This window comes from Kitasatospora terrestris (genome assembly GCF_039542905.1).
GTDB classification, from domain to species: Bacteria; Actinomycetota; Actinomycetes; order Streptomycetales; family Streptomycetaceae; genus Kitasatospora; species Kitasatospora terrestris.
The window spans coordinates 3,009,188-3,026,728 of sequence record NZ_BAABIS010000001.1; the positions used below are offsets into that span (position 1 = coordinate 3,009,188).

The window sequence follows — 17,541 nt, forward strand, 5'->3', positions numbered from 1 at the left end:
CGGGTGGTCGGGTGGTGACCGCCCGCCGGTGCGGGTCCCCGCGTCCGGAGGGAACGCGACAGGGCCGCCCGTACGGACGGCCCTGGGGTCATGCGTGGGGTGCCGTCCTCAGGACGGCCACCAGCTCAGGCACGACGTGGTCTTCATGGCGTTCAGGGTAGCCCCGCGGCTGGACGGACCGGTAGGGAGTTCCGGCCGGGCGATCGGGGCGGACGGCGTCGGATAGGTTTGCCTCACCTCATGTGACGCCCCGGTCGGAGGAGAACCCGTGGCCAGCACCACTCCCCGCGCCTCCCGGCGTGCCTTCCTCGGCGCCGTTCTGGCGAGCGGCGCCGTCCTCGGCCTCGGCGGTCTGCTCACCGCCTGCGACGGCTCGGGCGGGAACGGCGGGAACGGCGGGAGCCGAGGCAGGGGCGGCGGGGCCTCCGCCGCTGCGACACCGCGGCCGCCCGCGGTGCAGCAGGGCGGCGACCACCTGGCGGTGGTCGAGCGGACCAGGGGGTTCGGCACCGACGCGGCCGCCGGAGTGTTCCCGCGGACCGTGACGCACGCGATGGGTTCGACGGTGATTCCGGCGCGGCCGGTGCGGGTGGTGGTGCTGGACACCGGTGAACTGGACAACGTGGTGGCGCTCGGCGTCCAGCCGGTGGGAGTCGCGTACGCCGACGGGTCGACGGCCGTGCCCGCGTACCTGAAGGACAGGGCCGGCAGCCCGGCCCCGGTGGGCACCGTCTCCGGCATCGACCTGGGCGCGGTCGCCGCGCTGAAGCCGGACCTGATCCTCGGTTCGACGCTGCGCGCGCAGGACCAGTACGCGGCGCTGTCGAAGATCGCGCCGACCGTGTTCTCGATCCGTCCGGGCTACCCGTGGAAGGAGAACTTCGCCCTGAACGCGGTGCCGTTCGGTCTGGAGGCCGAGGCCCGGGCGCAGCTGGACGCGTACCGCAGCACGGCGGGCGAGATCGGGCGGGCGCTGGGCGGCCGGAAGCCGACCGTGACGCCGCTGCGCTTCATGCCGGGCAGGATCCGGCTGTACACGGGGCTGTCGTTCATCGGCACGGTGCTGGCGGACATCCCGCTGCCGCAACCGAGGATCGAGCAGGTGAAGGAGCTGGCGGTCGAGGTCGGAGCGGAGCAGATCGAGCAGGCGGACGCCGACTGGGTGTTCTACGGCTCGTACGGCCCGCCGGGCTCGACCGGTCAGGACGCGGTCCTCGGCGGCGCGCGCTGGAAGAGCCTCGGTGCGGTCAAGTCTGGCCGGGTGCGCCAGGTTTCGGACGAGACGTGGTTCCTCGGGCTGGGCGTCCTGGCCGCGGGCGCGGTGCTCTCCGACCTCAAGGCTTCTGTGGTATCCGGGGCTTGAGTGACCGTGGTCGGGGGTGGGCGAACAACTCCTGGCGCGGGCGGGCCGGGTAGGTCCGTTGGCCGGACGGTGTCGGGTGCGGGAGGATCGTCCGATCAGGACTCAGGAGGATCCCCAGCATGACCCCGTCCGACCAGAACTCGCCCGACGGAGCCGCAGCGGTCCGGCGGCGGCAGTTGCGGCGGCCGGTGCCCTCGCGGCGGCTCAGCCGGGTGCACGGCCAGCGCCCGCCGACGCAGTCCGGAACGGCGGAACCGGCAGGCGATCCGGCGCCCCCGGAGGACCGGGCGGGACCGCCGATGGGCGTGCTGATCGGCGGCTCGGTCGGACGCGGACCGGTGCCGGGCAGCGGGCCCGACGGGCAGGCGTGCGCGCGCCGGGTGGCCGTCGAGCTGGTCCGGCTCGGGGACGGCACCACGCAGGTGGTGCTGCCCGAGTGGCGGCCCGCCATCACGGTGTCGATACCGACCGAGCGCCTGCTCGCCGAGACCGGCGTGGACCGGGAAGGGCTCGCCGCGACCCGGATCAGCGTGCTGATCAACCCGGAGGCGCTGCACGACCGGGAGCTCGACCCCCGGGAGTGGCGGGCCGAACCGCCGGCCGGGCGGACGCGGCGGCGGACCGGGACGTAGGCGCGAGCGGGTGACCGCTGCTCAGCGGTGGTCGCTGCTCAGCGGGTGCGGGTGCGGGTGCGGGAAGCCACGGGGCGGGCGGTTCCGGACGGCTTGGGGGCGTTGGGAACGTAACCGAGGTCGACGGGCTCGATGGCGGTGTCCCCCGCGAGGACGCGGGCGCGGACCGCGGCGAGCAGCTCGGGAAGCTGCGGGGGCCAGAGCGGATCGGCGTCCTCGGCGGACAGCTCCTCGGGGGTCCACCAGCGCCAGTCGAGGATGCCGTCGACGGAGTGGACCTCACTGACGTCACCGAGCGGGCCCCGGTGCGGGCCGGTGGTCAGGAAGATGTGCTCGTGCTGACGGACCGGGATGCCGTGCCACGTGAAGTCGTGCTCCCAGGTGCACAGCAGCGGCCCCGGGGTGAGGTCGGTCCAGCCGGTCTCCTCGCCGAGTTCGCGGGTCGCACCCTCGCGCGGGGACTCTCCCGGGTCGATGCCGCCACCCGGCATCGTCCAGTGCACCCCGACCTCGCGGTTGTCGGAACGGAGCAGGAAGACCTCGCCGCCCGGAGCCAGGACGACGGTTCTCGCTGCCTGACGGGGCGTTCGTTCGCCGGACCGCCTGAACCTCAGCCTCGGAAGTCGCATCCGCTCACCCTCGCAGAGCCGCCTGGGGGTGTCGAGCCGATTCCGCGGCCTGCGAACGGCGTTGAGCCGGAATGCGGATCACCGGCACCGGCACCGGAGCCGGTGGCGGGGTGCGGCGGCGGGCCACCAGGGTGAGCGGGACGGCCGTCACCGCGAGCAGGCCGGCGAGGACCGCACCGAGACCCGGATAACCGGACGCGGCGACCAAGGAGGCGCCCACCAGCGGGCCCCACGCGACGCCGAAGGAGGACGCCGCGCCCGCGAGCACCGCCCAGCGGCCCGACCGGTCGAGAGCCGCGGCCGCACCGATCAGATGACTGAAGACGAACGGGTAGCAGAGGTTCCAGACCAGCTCACCGGCCGTGAACGGAACAGCCGTGACGGCGGTGCCCGTGAGCGCGGCGCACCCGGCGATGGTGAGCGTGCCGAAGCAGATCGGCACCGCGCGGCCCAGCCGGAGGCCGATCGCACCCGCCGCGAGGACGCCCAGCAGTCCGCCGCCCAGGGCCGACGCGAACACCAGGCCGAGGAACTGCTCGTCCAGACCGACCTGCTCGACGCCGAGGCGCCCGCTGACACCCCAGAGGGCGTTCTGGGCCATCGACCAGACGGCGAGCGTTCCGGCGAGAACGGTGCCGCGGAGGCGGGAGCCGGCGGCCGGGCCGGAGCGGGGTGCGGCGGCGCGGGAGACGGGGGTCGGGGTGGGGGTGCGGCCCGCGGTGCGCGTGAACGGGACGGCGGCGAGGGCGGACAGCGCGAGGGCCGCGAACGGGAGTGCGGCCGACGGACCCAGGTGCGGCAGCAGGAGGTAGAGGGCGGATGCGGCGGCGGAGGTGGTGAGCAGACCGCGGACGGTCACGCGGTGCGGGTCGGGGGCGGCCGCGATCCCGGTCGCCGCAGCAGCGGTGGCCGTGCCGGCCCCGAGACCGCCGAGCAGACAGCCGACGACGAGCAGCGGGACGGCGGGGACCGCGGCGGCGACGGCGGCGAGCGTGAAGCCGAGGGCCAGCAGCCCGAGTCCGGTCCGCGCCCGACGGCCGGCTGTCGCGGCGGGCCCGGGCAGGAACGGCGAGCCTCCCGTACGCGAGGTGCGGCGCGCCCGGCGGAGGCGACGGGCGGCGCCCGGGGTGCCGGCCGAACCGCCCCGGACGGCGGCGGCCGGAGCGGCACCCCCGAACCGGCCACCCGGGCAGGACGGAGCAGCGGAGTCGGACAGACCGGCCGAACCACCCCGGACGGCGGCGACGGCCGGGTCGGCCCGATCCGCCACGCCCCCTCGGCCGCGGTGGCCAAGAGGCCCGCCACAGCCGAACCGGACGACCGGGCCACCGGCACCCCCAGGACAGGACGCACCGGCCGGGGCGGACACGGCCGCAGAGCGGGCAGCGGCGGGACCGTGGTGGCGGGCACGGCCGGGCGCAGTGGCGGAGTCGGACCGTTCGGCCAAGTCGCCGGCACGGGCGCGCACCGGGAAACCGGCCGGGTCGTCCCCATCGGCACAGCCGACTCGGCCCACCGGGCCGGGAGCGCCTCCGGAGCCGAATCGGACGGCCGGGCCACCGATGCCCGCACCGCAGGACGGACCGGCCGGGCCGGGGACGGCCCGGCAGTCGGCCGGATCGGTCCCGTCGGAGCGGGCGGCTCGGCCCACTCGGCCCACTCGGCCCACTCGACCAAGAGGCTCGCCGACAGCGGGCTGGGCGGCCGGGCCGCCGGCGCTCGCGCGGCGGGCGAGGAGGAGGCCGGCGGTGGCTGAGGTGAGGAGAAAGGCGGTGCCGAGGGCGCCGGACCGGGCGGTGGTGAGGTGGAGGTCGCCGGTGAGGCGGCCGACGATGGTGGGGAGCAGGTAGGCGGGGAGGGCACCGGCTGCGAAGAGGGCCGCGGGCGCGGCGGAGCGCGGGCGCGGGGACATGGGCATGGCCTCTCGACCGAGGTGTTCCGGGGACTTGCTCCCGGCCAGCTGCTCGGTCGCACCGACTGTCTACCAGGCGTGCCTGCCCGGACGGCCGGAGGTGGCCGGTTCGCAACCGCTGAGCTGCACAGTTGCGTCCCGGCCGAGATCCCTCCGTGATCGAACGACTATCGGCCGCCGACCGGCTGCGGGTGGTGGTGGCCCTCGGCCACGAAGGCGCGCCAGAGTGCGGCGTACGCGCCGTCACGGGCGAGCAGGTCGGTGTGGGTGCCGTCCTCGACGATCCGGCCGTGGTCGAGGACGACGATCCGGTCGGCGCGTTCGGCGGTGGTGAGGCGGTGCGCGATGACCAGGGTGGTGCGGCCGCCGGAGAGGCGGTCGGCGGCGCGGTTGACCGCGGCTTCGGTGGCGAGGTCGAGCGCGGCGGTGGCCTCATCGAGCAGCAGGATGTCGGGGTCGACGAGTTCGGCGCGGGCGAGGGCGATGAGTTGGCGCTGTCCGGCGGAGAGGTTGCGGCCGCGCGGGGCGACCTCGTGCCGGTAGCCGCCGCTCAGCCTGGTGATCATCTCGTGGGCGCCGACGGCGCGGGCGGCGGCTTCGACCTCGGTGTCGGTGGCGTCGGGGCGGCCGTACGCGATGGCGTCGCGCACGGTGCCGGCGAAGAGGTAGGCCTCCTGCGGGACGACGCCGAGCCGGTGCCGGTAGTCGGCGAGGTGGTAGGCGGTGAGGTCGGTGCCGTCGACCCGGACGGTGCCGCCGGTGGCGTCGTAGAACCGGGCGACCAGCTTGACCAGGGTGGACTTGCCGGCGCCGGTCTCGCCGACCAGGGCGACGGTCTGTCCGGCGGGGACGTGCAGGTCGATGCCGGTGAGCACGTCGGAGCTGCCTTCGCCGCCGCCGTTGTAGGCGAAGGAGACGCCCTCGAAGCTGATCTCGCCGCGCAGCTTCTCGACCGGGACGGGGTCGGCGGCCTCGGGGGTGGAGGTGGGGGTGCGCAGCAGGTCGCGGATCCGGCCGAGGCCGACCGCGGCCTGCTGGTAGCCGTCGAAGATCTGCGAGAGCTGGTTGACGGGGGCGAAGAAGAGGTCGATGTACAGCAGGTAGGCGACCAGGGCGCCGATGGTCAGGGTGCCGTCGTCGACCCGGGAGGCGCCGACGATGAGGACCAGGGCGCTGGCGACGCTGGCGAGGAACTGGACGAACGGGAAGTACAGCGAGATGTAGAGCTGCGCGCGGGCGCGGGCGTCACGGTAGGCGAGGCCGCGCTCGACGAAGCGGTCGGTGTTGGCGCCCTGGCGGCGGAACGCCTGGACGATCCGCATGCCGGCGACGTTCTCCTGCAGGTCGGCGTTGACGGTGGAGATCAGGTCGCGGGAGATCTGGTACTGCTCGGAGGACTTCTTGCGGAACACCAGGGTGGCGATCACCAGCAGCGGGAGGACCGCGAGGACCACCAGGGCGAGGCCGGCGTCGATCACCAGCAGGGCGGCGAAGATACCGAGGAAGGTGAAGACGCTGACCACGGCGGTGACCACGCCGGTCTGCAGGAAGCTGGAGACCGAGTCGACGTCGGTGGTCATCCTGGTCATGATCCGGCCGGTCAGCTCACGCTCGTAGTAGTCGAGGCCGAGCCGGTTGAGGTGGGCGAAGATCTTCAGCCGCATGGTGTAGAGGACCCGCTCACCGGTCCGGCCGCTGACCCGGGTCTCGGCGGACTGGACCAGCCAGTCGAGCAGGACCACGGCGAGCGCCAGCAGCGAGGCGACGGCGACACCGCTCATCGCGGCCTTGGAGACGCCGTCGTCGATGCCGTGCCGGATCAGGATGGGCAGGGTCAGCCCGGCGGCGGTGTCGAGGGCGACCAGCAGCAGGGCGAGGCCGAGCGGGCGGCGGAACGGCGCGAGCAGGCGGCGCAGGCTGAACCGCAGGTCGACGGCCTCGGCCTGCTCGACCGGGATGTCGGGGGTGTCGGTGGCGGGCGGCAGGGCGGCGACCTTGGCGAGCAGCTCGGGGTCGGTGCCGGTGTCCTTCGCGGGCGCGGGCTCCGGCTCCTCCGGTTCCCCGGCGGCCGGCGGCTCGGTGGGCGCGGGCGGGGCGAGCGCGTCGGGATCGGTGATCAGGGCCCGGTAGCGGGGGCTGCGGGCGGTGAGCTCCTCGTGGGTGCCGAGGTCGACCAGGCGGCCGGCGTCGAGGACGGCGATCCGGTCGGCGAGCTGCAGGGTGGAGCGGCGGTGGGCGATCAGCAGGGTGGTGCGGCCGGCCATCACGCTGTCCAGGGCGCTGTGGATCTCGGCCTCGATCTGCGGGTCGACGGCGGAGGTGGCGTCGTCGAGGAGCAGGATCCGCGGGTCGGTGAGGACGGCCCGGGCGAGCGCGATCCGCTGCCGCTGGCCGCCGGAGAGGGTGAGTCCCTGCTCGCCGACCTTGGTGTCGTAGCCGTTGGGCAGCTCGCGGATGAAGCCGTCCGCCTGGGCGATCCGGGCGGCCGCCTCGATCTGCTCCTCGGTGGCCTCGGGGTGGCCGTACGCGATGTTGGTGCGGACGCTCTCGGAGAACAGGAAGCTCTCCTCGGGCACGGTGCCGATCGCGCCGCGCACCGAGTCCAGGGTGAGCTCGCGGAGGTCCTGGCCGTAGAGCCGGACGGTGCCGGAGGTCGGGTCGTAGAAACGGGGCACCAGCTGGGCGACGGTGGACTTGCCGGAGCCGGAGGAGCCGATCAGGGCCAGGGTCTCCCCCGGGGCGATCCGCAGGGTCAGGCCGTTCAGCACCGGCTCCCCGGGACCCGGGTCCTCGCCGCGGTAGTGGAACTCCACGCCGTCGAGCTCCAGGGCCGGGGTACCGGGGGCGGCGGCGGAGAGGTCGAGGGGGCGGGCGCCGGGCGCTTCGGTGACCAGCGGCCGCTGGTCGATCAGCTGCAGCACCCGCTCCACGCCGGCCCGGGCCTGCTGGCCGACGGTGATCACCATGGCGAGCATCCGGACCGGGCCGGTCAGCTGCGCCACGTACGTGGAGAAGGCGACGAAGGTGCCGAGCGTGACGTCCCCGCGGACGGCCAGCCAGCCGCCGAGGGCCAGCACCGCCACCTGGCCGAGCGCCGGGATCGCCTGCATCGCCGGGTTGTACCGGCTGGTCAGCCGGATCGAGCGGAGCCGGGCGGCGAACAGGGAGCGGGAGACGCCCTCCAGCTTGGCCCGCTCCTGGGCCTCCTGGCCGAAGCCCTTGACCACCCGGACGCCGCCGACCGCCGCGTCCACCACGCCCGCGACCGCCGCGGCCTCCTGCTGCGCGGCCCAGGTGGCCGGGAAGAGCCGCTTGCGGCTGAGCGTGGCGAGCCACCACAGGGCCGGGGCCATCACCAGGGCGATCAGGGTGAGCGGCAGCGAGAGCCAGAGCATCACCACGAGCGACATGCCGAACATCAGGCCGTAGCCGGTCATCATCGGCAGCATCGACAGCAGGCCGTTGATCAACTGCAGGTCGGAGGTGGCCCGGCCGACCACCTGGCCGGTGTCCAGCCGGTCCTGGCGGTGGCCGTCGAGGCGGGTGAGCGAGCGGAACAGGTCGGCCCGCAGGTCGTGCTGCACGTCGAGGGCGAGCTGGCCGCCGTAGTAGCGGCGGACCTGGGTGCAGAGGAACACCACCGCGGCCGCGACCAGCAGCAGCACCGCCCAGGGCGCCAGCGGACGGGTGTGGGCGGTGATCACGTCGTCGATGATCAGCTTGGTGATCAGCGGGACCACGGCGGTGATCGCCATGCCGGCCAGCGAGGCGCCGAAGGAGAGCAGGACGTTGCGGCGGTAGCGCCAGCAGTAGCCGCCGAGGCGGCGCAGCCAGCCGGCCTCCGGGTCAGAGCGGTGAGTCTCAGACATATTTAGGGATACTAACCATTCGGCCGGACGTGGGCACACGCGTTGCGGAGACGTTACGGGACCCTCAACCACGGTGAACCGCGGTTGCTTCCCGGCTCCATGGTGCGCCGCCGCGAGCGTCGGGGCACCGGACCGGCGTCCCGGTCCGGCTCCGCCTTTGGGCCCGGGACCCGGGGCTCGGACGACGCGGGGCTCGGACGACGCGGGACTCGAACGGCCCGGGGCTCAGGCGACCCGGGCCGCGGCGGCGGCGAAGGCCCCCTGGGCGAGGGTGTGCAGCAGGGCGGCCATGCCGTCGCGCGGCAGCGGGGAGCGGTCGGCGCTGTGCGGGGTGGAGTTGAGCAGGCCGAACACGGCGTGCACGGAGGTGCGGGCGACCGGCTCGGCGTCGGCGTCGGCGAGCGCCGGGAAGGCCTGGCGGACCACCTCCACCCAGAGCTCCACGTAGCCGCGCTGGAGCCGGCGGACCCTGCGGCGGTCCTCCTCCTTCAGGTGGAGCAGCTCGCGGTCGTGCAGGATGATCAGGTCGCGGTCGTCGAGCGCGAAGTCGACGTGGCCGCCGATCAGCGCGTCCAGCGCCGCGCCCGGGCCCTCCGCCTCACCCGCCCGGCGGCGTCCCTCCTCCAGCAGTCGCTCGGAGATGCCGATCAGGAGGTCGGCGAGCATGGCGTCCTTGCCGGCGAAGTGCCGGTAGAGGCCGGGACCGCTGATGCCGACCGCCTTGCCGATCTCGTCGACACCGACGCCGAGGAAACCGCGGGCGGCGAAGAGGCGGGCGGCCTCCTTCCTGATCTGGTCACGGCGTGGGAGCGCGGAGGCTGCGGGGACGTTCGGCATGCTGCCCATCGTAGACAGTGGAGTTATCGGCCGTTAACCTGGCGGCAGGAGTTAACGCTCATTAACACGGGTGCCGGACTCACCCGTCCGCGTACCCATTTCCGCTCCGAGGGCAAGGGAGCTCTTGGGAATGGTCCTCTCTGAGGCAGGGTCCACCGCTCCGGCCGCGCCGGCGCCGCGACTGGAGAGCTCGGTCGATCCGGGCTCCGCGGCCTACCGGGCGAACACCGAGGCGCACCGGGCGCTGGTCGCCGAACTGCGCGGCAAGCTCGGCGCTGCCGCGCTCGGCGGCGGCGAGAAGGCACGGGCGCGGCACACCGCGCGCGGCAAGCTGTTGCCCCGCGACCGGGTCGACACCCTGCTCGACCCCGGCTCGCCGTTCCTCGAACTGGCGCCGCTGGCCGCCGACGGCCTGTACGACGGCGCCGCCCCGGCGGCCGGCGTGATCGCCGGCATCGGCCGGGTGGCCGGGCGCGAGGTGATGGTGGTCGCCAACGACGCCACCGTCAAGGGCGGCACGTACTACCCGATGACGGTGAAGAAGCACCTGCGGGCGCAGGACGTGGCGCTGAGAACCGGCTGCCCTGCGTCTACCTGGTCGACTCCGGCGGCGCCTTCCTCCCGATGCAGGACGAGGTCTTCCCGGACCGCGACCACTTCGGCCGGATCTTCTACAACCAGGCGCGGCTCTCCGGTGCCGGGATCCCGCAGATCGCGGCGGTGCTCGGCTCGTGCACGGCGGGCGGCGCGTACGTCCCGGCGATGAGCGACCAGGCGGTGATCGTCCGCAACCAGGGCACCATCTTCCTGGGCGGGCCGCCGCTGGTGAAGGCGGCGACCGGCGAGGTGGTCACCGCCGAGGAGCTGGGCGGCGGCGACCTGCACTCCAGGACCTCCGGCGTCACCGACCACCTGGCCGAGGACGACGGGCACGCGCTGTCCATCGTGCGCACCATCGTCGCCGGGCTCGGGCCGCGCGCCCCCCGCCCGTGGACGGTCACCCCGGTGGAGCCGCCGGCCGTCGACCCGGCCGGGCTGTACGGCGCCGTGCCGGTGGACCCGCGCACGCCGTACGACGTGCGTGAGGTGATCGCCCGGCTGGTGGACGGCAGCCGCTTCGCCGAGTTCAAGGCGGAGTACGGGAACACCCTGGTCACCGGGTTCGCCCGGATCCACGGGCACCCGGTGGGCATCGTCGCCAACAACGGCGTGCTGTTCGCCGAGTCGGCGCTGAAGGGCGCGCACTTCATCGAGCTGTGCGACCAGCGCGGCATCCCGCTGCTCTTCCTGCAGAACATCACCGGCTTCATGGTCGGCCGGCAGTACGAGGCGGGCGGCATCGCCAAGCACGGCGCCAAGATGGTCACCGCGGTGGCCTGCACCCGCGTGCCCAAGCTGACCGTGGTGATCGGCGGCTCCTACGGCGCGGGCAACTACTCGATGTGCGGCCGGGCCTACTCGCCGCGCTTCCTGTGGATGTGGCCCGGCGCGAAGATCTCCGTGATGGGCGGCGAGCAGGCCGCCTCGGTGCTCGCCACCGTCCGCCGGGACCAGCTGGAGGGCCAGGGCGAGCAGTGGTCGGCCGAGGCCGAGGACGAGTTCAAGCGGCCGGTCCGCGAGCAGTACGAGCGGCAGGGCAGCGCGTACTACGCCACCGCCCGGCTGTGGGACGACGGCGTGATCGACCCGATGGAGACCCGCACCGTGCTGGGCCTGGCGCTCACCGCGTGCGCCAACGCCCCGCTGGCCGAACCCCGGCCGTACGGCGTCTTCCGGATGTGACCCGGGGTCACCCCCCGCGCTTCCTGACCCCCGACACCCTCGACCCGGAGGAACACCTCCCATGTTCGACACCGTTCTGGTCGCCAACCGGGGCGAGATCGCCCTGCGGGTGATCCGCACCCTGCGCCGGCTCGGCGTCCGGTCGGTCGCCGTGTACAGCGACGCGGACGCCGACGCGCCGCACGTCCGCGCGGCCGACCTGGCCGTCCGGCTCGGACCGGCCGACCGCAGCGACTCCACCGCCGCCGAGACCTACCTGCGCGGCGAGCTGATCCTGGCCGCCGCCCGCCGCACCGGCGCGCAGGCGATCCACCCCGGCTACGGCTTCCTGGCCGAGAACCCGGGCTTCGCCCGGGCCTGCACCGAGGCCGGGATCGCCTTCATCGGCCCGCCGCCGGCCGCGGTGGAGCTGATGGGCGACAAGATCAACGCCAAGGAGGCCGTCCGGGTCGCCGGGGTGCCCGTCGTCCCCGGCAGCCAGGACGGCTCGCCCACCGACGAGCAGCTGATCGCCGCCGCGGCGCAGATCGGCTACCCCGTGCTGCTCAAGCCCTCCGCGGGAGGCGGCGGCAAGGGCATGCGGCTGGTCCGCGACCCGGCCGAGCTGCCGGCCGAGCTGGCCGCCGCCCGCCGGGTGGCCCGGACCGCGTTCGGCGACGACACCCTGCTGGTCGAGCGCTGGGTCGACCGCCCGCGCCACATCGAGGTGCAGGTCCTGGCCGACACCCTCGGCACGACCGTGCACCTCGGCGAGCGCGAGTGCAGCCTGCAGCGCCGCCACCAGAAGCTGATCGAAGAGGCTCCCTCCGTCCTGCTGAACCCGGAGACCCGGGCCGCGATGGGTGCGGCCGCCGTCCGCGCCGCCGAGGCCTGCGGCTACACCGGCGCGGGGACGGTCGAGTTCATCGTCCCGGGGATCGACCCGGACGGGCCGGCCCCCGAGGGCGTCCTGGACTTCTTCTTCATGGAGATGAACACCCGCCTCCAGGTGGAGCACCCCGTCACCGAACTGGCCGTCGCCGTCGCGGGCCCGGACGGCCCGCAGCGGCTCGACCTGGTCGAGTGGCAGTTGCGCGTCGCCGCCGGCGAGGCCCTGCCGTTCACCCAGGCGGACGTCTCCTTCCAGGGCCACGCGATCGAGGCCAGGATCTGCGCCGAGGACCCCGACCGGGACTTCCTCCCGACCGGCGGCCGGATCCTGCGGCTGGACGAGCCCTCCGGCGAGGGCGTGCGGGTGGACTCCGGCGTCACGGCCGGCAGCGAGGTCGGCAGCCTGTACGACCCGATGCTGGCCAAGGTGATCGCGTACGGGCCCGACCGCCCGACCGCGCTCCGCCGGCTGCGGGCCGCGCTGGCCGAGACCCGCGTGCTCGGGGTGACCACCAACACCGGCTTCCTGCGCCGACTGCTCGCGCAGGAGGACGTGGCGGCGGGCCGCCTCGACACCGGCCTGGTGGAGCGGACCGTCCAGCAGGACCCGGGCCTGCTGGCCTCCCCGTACACCAGGGACGGCGGCGAGGCCCCCGACGCGCTGGAGACCACCGACACCCTCCACCTGGCCGCAGCACTCGCGCGGCACCTGGAGCTGAGCCCCGCCGCCGCCCCCGGCGGCTGGGCCGACCCCTTCTCGCTCCCCTCCGGGTGGCGCCTCGGCGGCGAGGCCGCCTGGACCACCCATCGACTCCGGCTGGCGGGCCGCGACCCGGTCACCGTCCGGATCCGACCCACCACGGAAGGCAACGTAGCCGAGGCCACTGACAACGGCTCCGCGCTGGAGGTCCGGGTGGACGACGGCCCGGTCCGCCGGGCCCGGGCGAGCCTCGCGGACGGGCGGTTGGAGCTGGCCCTGGACGGGATCCGGACCACCTTCGCCCACACCGTCGACCGCTCCCCCGCCGGACCGGTCGACTGGCTGGCCCTGGACGGCGACGCCTGGGCCGTCCACCCCTGGGACCCGGAGGCCGAGCGGGCCGCCGCCGGAGCGGCGCACCACGGCGCGCTCACCGCCCCGATGCCCGGCACCGTCACGGTGGTCAAGGCCACCCCCGGCGAGCGGGTCCGGCGCGGCCAGGCGCTGCTCGTGCTGGAGGCCATGAAGATGGAACACGTGATCGCGGCGCCGCACGACGGCACCGTGAGCGAGCTGCGCGCCACCGCCGGCGCGACGGTCGCGATGGACGAGCTGCTGGCCGTGGTCACGCCCGCCGAGGAGACCGCGGTCACGGAGGTGGCGTCATGACGGACGTCGAACCCGGAGTGCTGGAGCTGGGGCTGCCCGACCCGGTCCGCGACCCGGAGCTGCCCGCCCGGGTCCGGATCCACGAGGTCGGCCCGCGCGACGGGCTGCAGAACGAGGCCGCCCTGGTCCCGGTCGAGGTGAAGGCCGAGTTCATCGCCCGGCTCGCCGCGGCTGGCCTGGACACCGTCGAGGCCACCAGCTTCGTCCACCCCAAGTGGGTGCCGCAGCTGGCCGACGCCGAGGAGCTGATGCCCCGGCTGGCCGGGCTGACGGAGCGCCACCCCGGCCTGCGGCTGCCGGTCCTGGTGCCCAACGAGCGCGGCCTGGACCGGGCGCTCGCCCACCACGCCGGCGAGGTCGCGGTCTTCGCCAGCGCCACCGAGACCTTCGCCCGGCGCAACCTCAACCGCTCGGCGGACGAGGCGATGGAGATGTTCCGCCCCGTGGTGGAGCGGGCCGGCGAGGCCGGCCTGCCGGTCCGCGGCTACCTGTCGATGTGCTTCGGCGACCCCTGGGAGGGCCGCGTCCCGGCCGAGCAGGTCGTCCGGCACGGCGTGCGGCTGCTGGAGATGGGCTGCGCCGAGCTCAGCCTCGGCGACACCATCGGCGTCGCCACCCCCGGCCAGGTCACCGCGCTGCTGGCCGCCTTCACCGCGGCCGGGGTTCCGGTCGGGCAGCTGGCCGTGCACTTCCACGACACCTACGGCCAGGCGCTGGCCAACACCCTGGCCGCGCTGCGCGCCGGGGTCACCGTGGTGGACGCCTCGGCCGGCGGACTGGGCGGCTGCCCCTACGCCAAGAGCGCCACCGGCAACCTCGCCACCGAGGACCTGGTCTGGATGCTGCACGGCCTCGGCATCGAGACCGGCGTGGACCTCCCGGCCCTGGCCGCCACCAGCGGCTGGATGGCCGGGCAGCTCGGCCGCCCCAGCCCCTCGCGGACCCTCCGCGCCCTGCTGGGGACCTCCGGGCCGTCGGCCTGAGTCGGCCGGGGCCCGCGCCACCCGCACGGCCCCGGCCCCCCGTGAACCACCCACTCACCCTCACCCCGGCCCACCGGCCGCGATCCAGGAGGACCACCATGTTCGACCACCGGCTGAGCTCCGAGTACGAGGAACTGCGGCGCACCGTGGCCGAATTCGCCAACGACGCGATCGCGCCCAAGATCGCCGAGTTCTACGAGCAGAACGAGTTCCCGTACGAGATCGTCCGCGAGATGGGGCGGATGGGCCTGTTCGGCCTGCCCTTCTCCGAGGAGTACGGCGGCATGGGCGGCGACTACTTCGCGCTCGGCCTGGTGCTGGAGGAGCTGGCCCGGGTCGACTCCTCGGTGGCGATCACCCTGGAGGCCGCGGTCTCGCTGGGCGCCATGCCCATCTACCGGTTCGGCACCGAGGAGCAGAAGCGCGAGTGGCTGCCGAAGCTGACGAGCGGTGAGATGCTCGGCGCCTTCGGCCTGACCGAGCCCGAGGGCGGCTCGGACGCAGGCGCCACCCGCACCACCGCCCGGTACGACGAGGCCACCGACGAGTGGGTGATCAACGGCACCAAGTGCTTCATCACCAACTCCGGCACCGAGATCACCGGCCTGGTCACCGTCACCGCGCTCACCGAGCCGCTCACTCGTTCGAATGAAAGCGGCGCGGAACTCTCGCCCACCCGCGAGATCTCGTCCATCATCGTGCCCACTGGAACCCCGGGGTTCCAGGTGTCCAAGAAGTACTCCAAGGTCGGGTGGAACGCCTCCGACACCCGCGAACTCTCCTTCACCGACTGCCGGGTCCCCGCCGCCAACCTGCTCGGGCAGCGCGGCCGCGGCTACGCCCAGTTCCTGCGGATCCTCGACGAGGGCCGCATCGCCATCGCAGCCCTGTCCACCGGCCTGGCCCAGGGATGCGTCGACCAGTCCGTCTCCTACGCCGGTACCCGCCGCGCCTTCGGCCGGCCGATCGGCGCCAACCAGGTCATCCAGTTCAAGCTCGCCGACATGGAGATGCGCGCCCACACCGCCCGCCTGGCCTGGCGGGACGCCGCCTCCCGGCTGCTGCAGAACGAACCGTTCAAGAAGGAGGCCGCCATCGCGAAGCTGTACGCCTCCGAGGCCGCGGTCGACAACGCCCGGGAAGCGACCCAGATCCACGGCGGGTACGGCTTCATGAACGAGTACCCGGTCGCCCGCATGTGGCGCGACTGCAAGATCCTGGAGATCGGAGAGGGCACCTCCGAGGTGCAGCGGATGCTCATCGCGCGAGAGCTCGGCATCACCTCGGCCTGACCTCTGCGTGACCCCTAAGGAATGACGATCACGGGGCGGTTGGCCCGGCGGGCGAGGCGGCCGGACACCGAACCGAAGAGCTTGCCGAGGAGGCCGTGGGTACTGCCGACGACGATCGCGTCGGCCGCGTACTCACGGCCCACCTCCTCGATCTCGTGACAGATGTCGCCGCCGCGCTCGACCAGGATCCACGGGACGTCGGCGAGGAAGTCCGCACACGCCAGCTCCAGACCCAGGATCTCGGTGCGGTGATCCGGCAGGTCCACGAAGACCGGCGGCTCGCAGCCCGCCCACACGGTGGCGGGAAGCCGGTTGGCCACGTGGACGATCACCAGCCCGCACCGGGAGCGCTTCGCCATGCCCACCGCGTAGGCCAGCGCGCGCTCGCTCGAGAGCGAGCCGTCGAAGCCCACCACCACACCGTGCTGGAACGCCGGATCGCAGGCCCGAGAGGTCTGCTCCTTCAGCACGCGCTCACCGCCGCCCTCGCCGTCCCGGCGGTCGGTCGTCGGCCGGATGCCGTCCGTCATCGCGCCGTCCCCTCGACTGTCCGGCAGTCGACGATGGCGCGGTCGCGGCCAGCCCCGACGTGCGGGGCGGTCCTCGTCGACGGATCCGGAAGGCTCAAAACCAGCCATGGCTCAATGCTCTTCACCTGGGACGGGCCTGTTCCTCTCAGAGTACGACCAGGGGTGGGCTCAGCCCAGCAGCACGACGCTTGCGCGGCAAGGATCCCGCCTAGGGGGTACGTGCGTTCCCAGGAGCTTGACCGACCGCCCCCGCGTACGCAACAGGGCGTCCCCACAACGTGACCCGACTGTCACCGCCGACAGAACCGTTCGATCACGGCCCGAACCATCGGATTCGGCCAATTCGCGGGATTTTTCCCCGCCATTGGCAATTGCCACGTGCATACCGGCAGGACGCTGACAACATGCTCGGCATGCCGCTGCTCCTGTTCGACCTCGACAACACGCTGCTGCCCCGGGACGCCGCGTTCCGGGCCTGGGCACAGGACTTCCTCGCCGACCACCGGCTGCCCGCCGGTGACCTCGACTGGCTCACCACCCTCGACGGCGGCGGCTACGTACCCCGGAGCACCGTACTGGGCGCCGCCAAGCGCCGCTACGGACTCGACCACTCGATGGAGTTGCTCCTCGCCCACTACCGGCGCGGCATCAACTCCCACATCCGGTGCCCCGATCCGCACATCGCCGCCCTGCGGGTCGCCCGCGACGCGGGGTGGACGCTCGGCATCGTCAGCAACGGCGGCACCCGGCCACAACTCGAGAAGATCCGCCGGACCGGACTCGCCCCGCTGGTCGACGGCTGGGTGATCTCCGAAGAGGCCGCCTGCCTCAAGCCCGACCCGCTGATCTTCGAGATCGCCGCCCGGCGGTGCGGGTTCCCCGTCGCCGACGGCCGGTGGACCGCGCACACCTGGATGGTCGGCGACCACGGCCCCGCGGACGTCGCCGGCGCGGAAGCGACCGGACTGCGCAGCGTCTGGCTGCACCACGGCCGTCCCTGGGCCGAACTCGGCTACCGGCCGACCCTCAGCGCCCCCGGTCTGCCGGAAGCCGTCGGCATGGTCCTCGGTGCCCGGGAGGCACCCACGGTCGCCGACGTCCTCGCCACCCGCGGCCGGACGGCGACCACCGGGCCGGTCGCCGCCCGCCAGCGCACCCGGTTCGCACCGTCCACACCCGCCGCGGCCCTGGCCGCCGCCGGAGCGGTGGCGGCCTCGCTCAAGGCCGCCGCCGAGAGCCAGGCCCCGGCCCAGGTCCGCAAGCCGCAAGCCGCCGTGGCGGGCGGCGAGGGCGAGTACTGGGCGAGGACGAGTACTGGAGGAGCGACCGCGGCCACCGGCGGCGAGCTGCGGGCGTAGCGAGCGGAACCGGCGCGCCGGCGGCCGGGACGCTGCGGGACGCACCCCGCGCGGGGACAGCCGCCGTCGGCCGGAGGCCGGGGAAGCAGCGCCTGCGGCGGGCCGCACGAGTCCG

The 17,541-nt window shown here is 74.1% G+C and carries 11 protein-coding genes and 1 pseudogene; 7 read left to right on the forward strand and 5 right to left on the reverse strand.

Translation table 11 applies throughout. The features are described 5' to 3' along the window. The first annotated feature begins 268 nt into the window (after nt 1-268). Nucleotides 269-1,363 (forward strand): ABC transporter substrate-binding protein, encoded by a 1,095-nt coding sequence (locus ABEB06_RS13775; protein WP_345697148.1) that lies wholly within the window; start codon nt 269-271, stop codon nt 1,361-1,363. 119 nt (nt 1,364-1,482) lie between these two features. After that, entirely contained in the window at nt 1,483-1,995 is a 513-nt protein-coding gene (locus ABEB06_RS13780; RefSeq protein WP_345697149.1) for a hypothetical protein, read from the forward strand. Between the two features lie 38 nt (nt 1,996-2,033). Here the strand turns inward: ABEB06_RS13780 and ABEB06_RS13785 are convergent, their stop codons facing one another. The 4 genes from ABEB06_RS13785 to ABEB06_RS13800 all read right to left on the reverse strand — a co-directional run bounded on the left by ABEB06_RS13785 (nt 2,034) and on the right by ABEB06_RS13800 (nt 9,242). Next, complete coding sequence (locus tag ABEB06_RS13785; RefSeq protein ID WP_345697150.1) at nt 2,034-2,624, reverse strand: NUDIX hydrolase; 591 nt, start codon at nt 2,622-2,624, stop codon at nt 2,034-2,036. Nucleotides 2,625-2,628: 4 nt separating this feature from the next. Next, entirely contained in the window at nt 2,629-3,894 is a 1,266-nt protein-coding gene (locus ABEB06_RS13790) for an MFS transporter (RefSeq protein ID WP_345697151.1), read from the reverse strand. 809 nt (nt 3,895-4,703) lie between these two features. Continuing rightward, complete coding sequence (locus ABEB06_RS13795) at nt 4,704-8,405, reverse strand: ABC transporter ATP-binding protein (RefSeq protein WP_345697152.1); 3,702 nt, start codon at nt 8,403-8,405, stop codon at nt 4,704-4,706. Between the two features lie 225 nt (nt 8,406-8,630). Then, on the reverse strand, nt 8,631-9,242 hold the full coding sequence (locus ABEB06_RS13800; RefSeq protein ID WP_345697153.1) for an SACE_7040 family transcriptional regulator: 612 nt from the start codon (nt 9,240-9,242) through the stop codon (nt 8,631-8,633). Between the two features lie 130 nt (nt 9,243-9,372). Here ABEB06_RS13800 and ABEB06_RS13805 point away from each other — a divergent pair. The 4 genes and pseudogenes from ABEB06_RS13805 to ABEB06_RS13820 all read left to right on the forward strand — a co-directional run bounded on the left by ABEB06_RS13805 (nt 9,373) and on the right by ABEB06_RS13820 (nt 15,538). Next, nucleotides 9,373-11,024: pseudogene (locus ABEB06_RS13805) on the forward strand (carboxyl transferase domain-containing protein). 61 nt (nt 11,025-11,085) lie between these two features. After that, the gene (locus ABEB06_RS13810) at nt 11,086-13,263 is read left to right on the forward strand and encodes an ATP-binding protein (RefSeq protein ID WP_345697154.1); all 2,178 of its coding nucleotides are present in this window, start codon (nt 11,086-11,088) and stop codon (nt 13,261-13,263) included. After that, nucleotides 13,260-14,246, forward strand: a complete 987-nt coding sequence (locus tag ABEB06_RS13815; RefSeq protein WP_345697155.1) for a hydroxymethylglutaryl-CoA lyase — start codon at nt 13,260-13,262, stop codon at nt 14,244-14,246. Before ABEB06_RS13810 ends, ABEB06_RS13815 begins: the two co-directional genes overlap by 4 nt. A 98-nt stretch (nt 14,247-14,344) precedes the next feature. Beyond that, entirely contained in the window at nt 14,345-15,538 is a 1,194-nt protein-coding gene (locus ABEB06_RS13820; RefSeq protein ID WP_345697156.1) for an acyl-CoA dehydrogenase family protein, read from the forward strand. Between the two features lie 14 nt (nt 15,539-15,552). Here ABEB06_RS13820 and ABEB06_RS13825 read toward each other — a convergent pair whose 3' ends face one another. Beyond that, nucleotides 15,553-16,068, reverse strand: a complete 516-nt coding sequence (locus tag ABEB06_RS13825) for a universal stress protein (protein WP_393084865.1) — start codon at nt 16,066-16,068, stop codon at nt 15,553-15,555. 413 nt (nt 16,069-16,481) lie between these two features. Between ABEB06_RS13825 and ABEB06_RS13830 the strand changes: the two genes are divergently transcribed. Next, nucleotides 16,482-17,426, forward strand: a complete 945-nt coding sequence (locus ABEB06_RS13830; RefSeq protein WP_345697157.1) for an HAD family hydrolase — start codon at nt 16,482-16,484, stop codon at nt 17,424-17,426. Nucleotides 17,427-17,541: the final 115 nt, after the last annotated feature.

Bases quoted from the DNA above. Each gene is read 5' to 3' on its own strand.
- ABEB06_RS13780 (WP_345697149.1), top strand. From the start codon at position 1,483: ATGACCCCGTCCGACCAGAACTCGCCCGACGGAGCCGCAGCGGTCCGG.
- ABEB06_RS13785 (WP_345697150.1), bottom strand. From the start codon at position 2,624: ATGCGACTTCCGAGGCTGAGGTTCAGGCGGTCCGGCGAACGAACGCCC.
- ABEB06_RS13795 (WP_345697152.1), bottom strand. From the start codon at position 8,405: ATGTCTGAGACTCACCGCTCTGACCCGGAGGCCGGCTGGCTGCGCCGC.
- ABEB06_RS13800 (WP_345697153.1), bottom strand. From the start codon at position 9,242: ATGCCGAACGTCCCCGCAGCCTCCGCGCTCCCACGCCGTGACCAGATC.
- ABEB06_RS13810 (WP_345697154.1), top strand. From the start codon at position 11,086: ATGTTCGACACCGTTCTGGTCGCCAACCGGGGCGAGATCGCCCTGCGG.
- ABEB06_RS13815 (WP_345697155.1), top strand. From the start codon at position 13,260: ATGACGGACGTCGAACCCGGAGTGCTGGAGCTGGGGCTGCCCGACCCG.
- ABEB06_RS13820 (WP_345697156.1), top strand. From the start codon at position 14,345: ATGTTCGACCACCGGCTGAGCTCCGAGTACGAGGAACTGCGGCGCACC.
- ABEB06_RS13825 (WP_393084865.1), bottom strand. From the start codon at position 16,068: ATGACGGACGGCATCCGGCCGACGACCGACCGCCGGGACGGCGAGGGC.
- ABEB06_RS13830 (WP_345697157.1), top strand. From the start codon at position 16,482: ATGCCGCTGCTCCTGTTCGACCTCGACAACACGCTGCTGCCCCGGGAC.